Origin of the sequence: Nostoc sp., assembly GCF_041747015.1 — a bacterium.
Taxonomy (GTDB): Bacteria; Cyanobacteriota; Cyanobacteriia; order Cyanobacteriales; family Nostocaceae; genus Nostoc.
On sequence record NZ_JBGTFY010000417.1, the window covers coordinates 1 to 7196 of the forward strand.

Consider the following 7196-nt stretch of genomic DNA (forward strand, 5'->3'; position numbering starts at 1 on the left):
GCTAATGGCAACAGAATTGACACCACCCGGATGAGCAGAGAAGGGTTTAGCTAGGGGATGACCTTGCAGGTTCCACAACCGCACAGTGCCGTCACCATCGCCACTGACAATAGTCTGCCCATCTGTGCTAATGGCGACAGACATGACATAATTCTCATGACCATCAAAGGGTTCAGCTAGGGGATGACCTTGCAGGTTCCACAACCGCACTGTGCCGTCACCTCCGCCACTGACAATAGTCTGCCCATCTGTGCTAATGCCAACAGACCAGACATTACCATTATGACCACAGAAGGGTTCAGCTAGGGGATGACCTTGCAGGTTCCACAACCGCACTGTGCCATCACTACCGCCACTGACAATAGTCTGCCCATCTTTGCTAATGGCGACAGACCTGACTTCACCCTTATGACCACGGAAGGGTTCAACCAGGGAATGACCTTGCAGGTTCCACAACCGCACTGTGCCGTCACGACCGCCACTGACAATAGTCTGCCCATCTGTGCTAATGGCGACAGACCAGACTTCACCCTCATGACCACGGAAGGGAATGGAAACTCTCACTTTATTCATTACCCGATTCAAGCTGTTTTGAACTGGTGCAAGAATGTGGTGGGGTAATTTCTCTTGATTCTCTCCCATTGTTTGAATTGCTAGAATTAGACTATCTAGGGGTTGGACAGCCAATAAATTCTCTACCCTCGCCGCTTTCTCTCGCAACTGGGATTCAGTAAGTGCCCTTTCCAGTTCAGCAATGCGGTCTTTTTCATGGGCGTCGCTGCGCTGGTAAAAATCCTCATCTTCTTGGGGTGATTGCAAATGGGGCTGTAATTGTTGCCAGCTATCCCTCACTTCCGCCAGCAATCCCCCTTGCATCAAATATTTGTCATCCTGTCTTTTGTTCAACCATTCCCGCCGGGTATCTTCTAACCTGTCGCTCAACCGCCGCAAGTCTCGGTCTTTTTGTCGCCACTGGGCAAACTGCTGCCAACTTTCAATTAAAGCTTCATGGGCTAAATCAATCGAGGCTTTTCCCTTTTCATCTTCCCCTGTAACCAACAAGCGTCCCTTAACTAATCCCGCTTCCCCATCTATCAACTCACCGAGGTCTTGCTGTTGATTGGCATCATCACCTGCAATATTTAATAGTGTGGCTTTTGGTTGGCGCTGGCGAGTGTCTTTTTCTCCCTCTCCCGTTCGCACTAACCGTAGAAAAATCCGCTGAATCCATTCTTTTTCCTGCTGAGTGCGTTCTTGGGTTGGGGATTCCTCCTCATAATCTTGGTAGTGATAAACCTTTTCTGCATGGAGATTCAACGCCCCTGTTAATCCTCCCAACGTTTTATATTTTTCAAAGGTGAGTTCATGTTTCTTTTGATCGCGTTCATCCCAGAGTTTAGTTAAAGCAAACTCCAACAAAGGCAAGAACCCTGGTTCTTGTTTCACATCTTCGAGAATTTTCAGTTGTAGCTCTTCTTCAACACTATGACCCTGAAGCTTGGCAGGTTCGATGATTGTGTCCCTTAAATCAACTCCGGTTAAAGGTGGCATAAAAACTGCCTGGGTTTGAATCAGGTGAGTCAGGGAGGGATAATCTAAACAGGGTTCGAGAAAATCCGCTCGCATAGTAATCACAACTGCTAACCGCGAACCGGTAATTTCTACTACCTGAGTCAGCAAGTCAATAAATCTCTGCTTTTCTTGCTGACTAGCACCGCCAGTAAATACTTCCTCAAACTGATCTACCACCAGCAAGAATTTTGCTGAACCAGGGAGATTTTCGAGAATTGCAGGTAGACTATTCGGCTCAGTGTAAATCAAATTCTCAAGCTGCTTCTGTTTTTTAATCCCCTTAAAAAATTGTTTAAAAGCTCCGCTCAATTCTGTTAAAGGTGTAATTCCTGGCTTGATTGGCTCTAAAACTTGCCACTCATTATTATCTAATTGTGGAATCAAACCCGCCCGCACTACTGAAGATTTACCACTACCGGAAGCGCCAATGATGGGGACAAAGGGCTTTTCGTTGAGTTTTGCCAGAATTTCCCTAACAACCAGCTTGCGTCCAAAGAAAAACTCTTTTTGTTCAGCTTCAAACGCCTTTAATCCTTGGTAAGGACATTCTTCTTTTACTTCAAATGTCTGAGCTTGTCTTTGATGCTTGTAGGTAACTAAAGTAATCGAACTTCCCCAACCCATTTGAATCGGTTGTTGACCACTACCTTTAAGTTCGGCGCTAATATTACCGAAGAGAGCAGCACTTGTCACCTGTCCATGCTGATTAGCCTTCTCTGGTGATAACCCTGCCAGCAAAGCAGTTGAAAAAATACTGTGTTGTGCGCTTCTGTAGGCATAAGCTTCTTGAAAAGGTCTGCAAGCTGCAATAAAGTAGTAATCGCTTTCTAAATTAAAGGCGGTAAGAGTTGTTTTGAGCAGATTGTTTTCCAAAAAATAACCACTGTGACAGCAATCTAATAGCACTACTAAACTACTGAAGCCGGAGTCTCTAATTAAATTGTTCAGGCTCAGAAGACTAATCCCGCCTGTTTGTTCAATAATTTGCTTGCCTTGAGTGACAATTGTCAAGTCAGAGGTTGCTAGATATGCTTGTTGTGTTCCTAAGCTGTCAGATACGGTGATACCATGCCCTATAAAGTAAATTAGGGCTTCGTTTTTAACTGCTTGTTGTTGCAAAAGTGTTTTTAAAGCTTCAGCCAACTTATTTGTACTAACTTCCCCTTTGAGTACAGCGATATCCTCAAAATCACCATGCGCTTTTAGTACTTGCGCCACCGCTTCTGCATCCGTAGCTGGTTTTGTGAGTTTGTTAATCGGACTTTTGTAATCTGTAATGCCAACTACAAGCGCATAACGAGTCATATATATATTATTTAGGTTATCTATGAGGAATAAGATAACCTAAATACACTTAAAAGGTCAGGGTTTGATGTCAAACATAGAACGTTTGGTTTTTGAAGAAGATGGGGAAAAATATACAATTCTGTTTGAATCAAAGGAAACGCCAAATATACCAGAAGTAGCCACACCGCAGGTTGATGAAGATAAAGAATCCTTTGGTTGGCGGGAAGAGGCATTTGTCAAGATAGATGAAGTTCACAATCAAATTCGAGCTTATACCAAATATGCCATTGGCGCTTTTAAAAATTTAGGTACTGCCGAAGTTGAAGAGATTACTCTGAAGTTTGGCTTGAAGATAGGCGGAAAAACTGGTATCCCCTTCGTAACTGAAGGTTCGGCGGAGAGTAATTTTGAAATTGAGGTGAAGTGTAAGTTTCCTGAGAACAAGCAAAATTCCAGCACTTGAGGTTTTGTTTTAGCAGGGATAAGCTTTATACCTCCAACTCTGCTAGGAATTATGGAAGCGATCGCTCCGACGGGCTACGTTTACACCCTCAACTCACCATCATTTACTTTTGGATCTCGGATGTTGCTGTTCAAAGCACGAAGTTCCGAGTTCAAAGGGTAAGCGATCGCCTTTGGATCTCGGATGTTGCTGTTCAAAGCTCGAAGTTTTGTGTTCTCATCTCGAAATTCCGTGTTCAGAGGTTGAAGTTTCGAGTTCAGAACTCGGAACATCGAGCAATTTACTCCAACATCCGAGTTCTGAGCCTCAATATTGCACCTTTGAAGGGCAATCACCGAGTTATTTTCTACAACGCTGCTGCTTGAGGCTTGACTTTCCGAGATTTACGGGCGAACCTTTGCCCCATTTCCTCAACTACTGTCTCTAAACCAGCGCCTTGTCCACTAACTTTGGCATAAGTATACACCTGCAACGCGGCTGCATAGGCTTCACTACCCACCGCTAAAAATGTATCATCCACCAATTCATGGAATTGTGACAGCGACAGCAATACTGGATACAACGCCTCAAACAATTGTACATCCTTCCGCATTTCATCCAGGTCAAACGATCGCGGTAAAAACTCTGGGTTCTGTGTCGCTACTTCTAACGCTTTGCTGACAAAGGCGCGGCTTTTATCTCCCATTTTGGGTAAAGCTTTCCGCTCCTCGTTACTTAAATCAATCAAAAATGGTAGCTTTTCTTTAATGGTGGCGATCGCTTGCAACACAGCATCTCTTTCTGATTGCGCTAGTGTTGCACTAATTGGGGCTGTGGACATAAAAATTAGTCTCCGGTATGTGGCTTACTCTTAGAGTTCCCACATATACAAAACGATTACCAAGTTCAAAGCTTTAACAACACGACGTAGGGGCACGGCATTGCCCATTGGTGTCAAGTTAAGCCCAAACCCCTTTAAAACCTCGTTTCTAGCCAGAGGCTAGAAATGCAAATCAAAAGCGGCTCTGCCGCGAATTTGGGAGGCAGAGCCTCCCACTAGGCATTCCCAGTCGGAGACTGGGAACGAGACAATCTCTAAAAGCTTTTTCTAGACTGGTTTTTACGTTAAGTTGACACCAATGGGCATTGCCGTGCCCTTACATCGTTATGCCCCTTGAGAAAAATCACACATCGCGCTAGTCTTCATTGACGTAACTGCACGCTGTAACATTAGGCGATGACAAATCAACTCTCCTCAAAAATTCCCTCTTGCACTTGGAACCGTCCCATCGGTTTAGGCTGGGACAAACCTTATACCGTTCGCTACGCTAGCAATATCGATGATGGCCCTTGGCATGGTATGCCTTTGGGTGGCTTTGGTGCAGGTTGCATCGGTCGCTCTTCACGGGGAGACTTTAACCTGTGGCACATCGACGGTGGTGAGCATACCTTCAAAAATGTCCCTGCTTGTCAATTCAGTGTGTTTGAATCCAATGGTACATCTTCCCAAGCCTACGCTTTATCTACCCAAGCACCCGATGATGGCACTCTCAAAGCTTGGCAATGGTATCCAACACTTGCCAGCACAGAGGGAACGGGCAATTATCACGCCCTATATCCACGTAGCTGGTTTGTATATGAAAATGTATTTCAAACACAGTTGACCTGTGAGCAGTTTTCTCCAATCTGGGCAGGTAATTACCAAGAAAGTAGCTACCCTGTGGCAATATTCCTCTGGAATGCTCATAACTCCACAGATGCACCGATTACTCTCAGCATCATGCTCACTTGGCAAAATATGGTGGGCTGGTTTACGAACGCCCTGAAATCTCCCGAAGTGCGGGTGCGTGATGATGGTAGTCCGGTTTACGAATACCAACCGCGCTGGGGCGAAAGTCAAGGAAACTATAACCAGATAGTTGAAAATACACAACAGTTTGGCTGTGTTTTAGGTCGGGTTGATAGTGATGAACCTTTGCAAGAAGGTGACGGAACTTGGTGTATTGCGACGCTGAAACATCCCCAAGTAGAGGTATTTCACCATACTCGCTGGAATCCTGAAGGAACGGGTGAGGAAATATGGGAAAGCTTTGCTAAAGATGGCTCTTTGCCTAATTATCTAGATACGATTCCAGCGGCAAATAATACACAATTAGGAACTGCGATGGCTACGCCGGCCGCAGGCATCGCACTTCGTTTTGCTCTCCAACCAGGCGAAACTCTCGAAATCCCCTTTGTCCTTGCTTGGGATCTCCCCATCACAGAATTTGCTGCTGGAGTTAATTATTATCGCAGATATACAGACTTTTTTGGTAAAAGTGGTGATAATGCTTGGGCGATCGCATCCACTGCCCTACAAGAATACCAAAGTTGGCGATCGCAAATTCAAAGTTGGCAACAACCCATTCTCGACCGGGAAGATTTACCCAACTGGTTTAAAATGGCTCTATTTAACGAGCTTTACGATCTCACCAGTGGCGGTACTCTCTGGAGTGCTGCATCGGAACTTGACCCCATCGGTCAGTTTGCAGTGCTGGAGTGTCTAGATTACCGTTGGTATGAAAGTTTAGACGTACGGCTGTATGGCTCTTTTGCGCTGCTGATGCTGTTTCCAGAACTGGAAAAGTCAGTGATGCGGGCATTTGCACGGGCGATTCCTCAAGGTGATGATACTCCCCGGATAATTGGCTATTACATGACAATCAAAGCTGAAAGTCCCATCGCCGTTCGCAAAGTCGTAGGTGCAACACCCCACGATTTAGGCGCACCGAATGAACACGTTTGGGAGAAAACCAACTACACCAGCTATCAAGATTGCAATTTGTGGAAAGATTTAGGTAGTGATTTTGTCTTGCAAGTATACCGCGATTTTCTGCTCACGGGTGCTGACGATGTAGAATTCTTGGCAGATTGTTGGAGTGCGATCGTTCAAACCCTCGACTACCTGAAAACTTTTGACCTTGATGGTGATGGAATTCCCGAAAATTCTGGTGCGCCTGATCAAACCTTTGATGATTGGCGGTTGCAGGGTGTTAGCGCCTATTGTGGTGGATTGTGGTTAGCAGCGCTGGAGGCTGCGATCGCCATCAACGATATCTTATTAATACACCGCCAAAGTAACGCAGCACAGTTGGCGTTACAAAAATCCATCTATGAAACTTGGTTACAACAATCTCTTCCTATTTACCAAGAAAAACTCTGGAATGGGCAATATTACAAACTTGATAGTGAAAGTGGTTCTGATGTGGTAATGGCAGATCAATTGTGCGGACAGTTCTATGCTAAATTGCTGGACTTACCTGATATTGTACCGAGCGATCGGGCTGTTTCTGCCCTGAAAACTATTTATGATGCTTGCTTTCTGAAATTCTGCAAAGGTGAGTTTGGTGCAGTTAATGGTGTTCGTCCTGACGGTTCACCAGAAAACCCTCAAGCCACTCATCCCCTGGAAGTTTGGACAGGGATAAACTTTGGGCTGGCGGCTTTTCTTGTGCAGATGGGAATGAAGGATGAAGCATTTAAGTTGACGCAAGCTGTGGTGCAGCAAATTTACAACAATGGTCTGCAATTTCGCACGCCCGAAGCTATCACCGCATCTGGTACTTTCCGCGCTAGCACTTACCTGCGGGCAATGGCGATTTGGGGAATTTACTTAGTTATTGATTAACTATCAAGCAATATCAGCATGAAAATCCTCAGTGGTTGGTAGGAAGTGCAACTGACCACTGTTGATAAATATCTGACATTGCTGATAATTTTAGCTAGAGCAGAAGAAGCCCCACGTCTCACCCTGTACTCAGGGGAGCGTGGGATGAATTCTGGGCAATGATAGCGTTCGCGTAGCGTCTCGTAGAGAAGCGGTAGCGAGTCATCGAGCGTCGGAATTGACTTTCCG

The 7196-nt window shown here is 45.3% G+C and carries 6 protein-coding genes; 2 read left to right on the forward strand and 4 right to left on the reverse strand.

The window, feature by feature from the left end:
* The coding region (locus ACEW80_RS32675) for a caspase family protein (protein WP_373530593.1) at nt 1-2877 on the reverse strand (2877 nt) is incomplete at its 3' end.
* Between the two features lie 67 nt (nt 2878-2944).
* Here ACEW80_RS32675 and ACEW80_RS32680 point away from each other — a divergent pair.
* Nucleotides 2945-3322: a CU044_2847 family protein gene (locus ACEW80_RS32680; protein WP_373530594.1), complete on the forward strand. Its 378-nt coding sequence runs from the start codon at nt 2945-2947 to the stop codon at nt 3320-3322.
* An 80-nt stretch (nt 3323-3402) separates the two neighbouring features.
* On the opposite strand, the gene ACEW80_RS32685 is transcribed toward ACEW80_RS32680, so the two are convergent.
* Nucleotides 3403-3594, reverse strand: a complete 192-nt coding sequence (locus tag ACEW80_RS32685; RefSeq protein ID WP_373530595.1) for a hypothetical protein — start codon at nt 3592-3594, stop codon at nt 3403-3405.
* A gap of 74 nt (nt 3595-3668) precedes the next feature.
* A complete protein-coding gene (locus ACEW80_RS32690) occupies nt 3669-4142 on the reverse strand; it encodes a hypothetical protein (RefSeq protein WP_373530596.1) in 474 nt (157 codons plus the stop codon).
* A gap of 396 nt (nt 4143-4538) precedes the next feature.
* Here ACEW80_RS32690 and ACEW80_RS32695 point away from each other — a divergent pair, with 396 nt between their 5' ends.
* A complete protein-coding gene (locus ACEW80_RS32695) occupies nt 4539-6968 on the forward strand; it encodes a GH116 family glycosyl hydrolase (RefSeq protein ID WP_373530597.1) in 2430 nt (809 codons plus the stop codon).
* On the opposite strand, the gene ACEW80_RS32700 is transcribed toward ACEW80_RS32695, so the two are convergent.
* Nucleotides 6965-7196 (reverse strand): hypothetical protein (locus ACEW80_RS32700; protein WP_373530598.1); only part of this gene is annotated, 232 nt, incomplete at its 5' end. The genes ACEW80_RS32695 and ACEW80_RS32700 overlap by 4 nt on opposite strands.

What these genes read in the sequence shown, in the direction of transcription:
- ACEW80_RS32690 (WP_373530596.1), bottom strand. Translation starts at nt 4,142, where the DNA reads ATGTCCACAGCCCCAATTAGTGCAACACTAGCGCAATCAGAAAGAGAT.
- ACEW80_RS32695 (WP_373530597.1), top strand. Translation starts at nt 4,539, where the DNA reads ATGACAAATCAACTCTCCTCAAAAATTCCCTCTTGCACTTGGAACCGT.
- ACEW80_RS32685 (WP_373530595.1), bottom strand. Translation starts at nt 3,594, where the DNA reads ATGTTCCGAGTTCTGAACTCGAAACTTCAACCTCTGAACACGGAATTT.
- ACEW80_RS32680 (WP_373530594.1), top strand. Translation starts at nt 2,945, where the DNA reads ATGTCAAACATAGAACGTTTGGTTTTTGAAGAAGATGGGGAAAAATAT.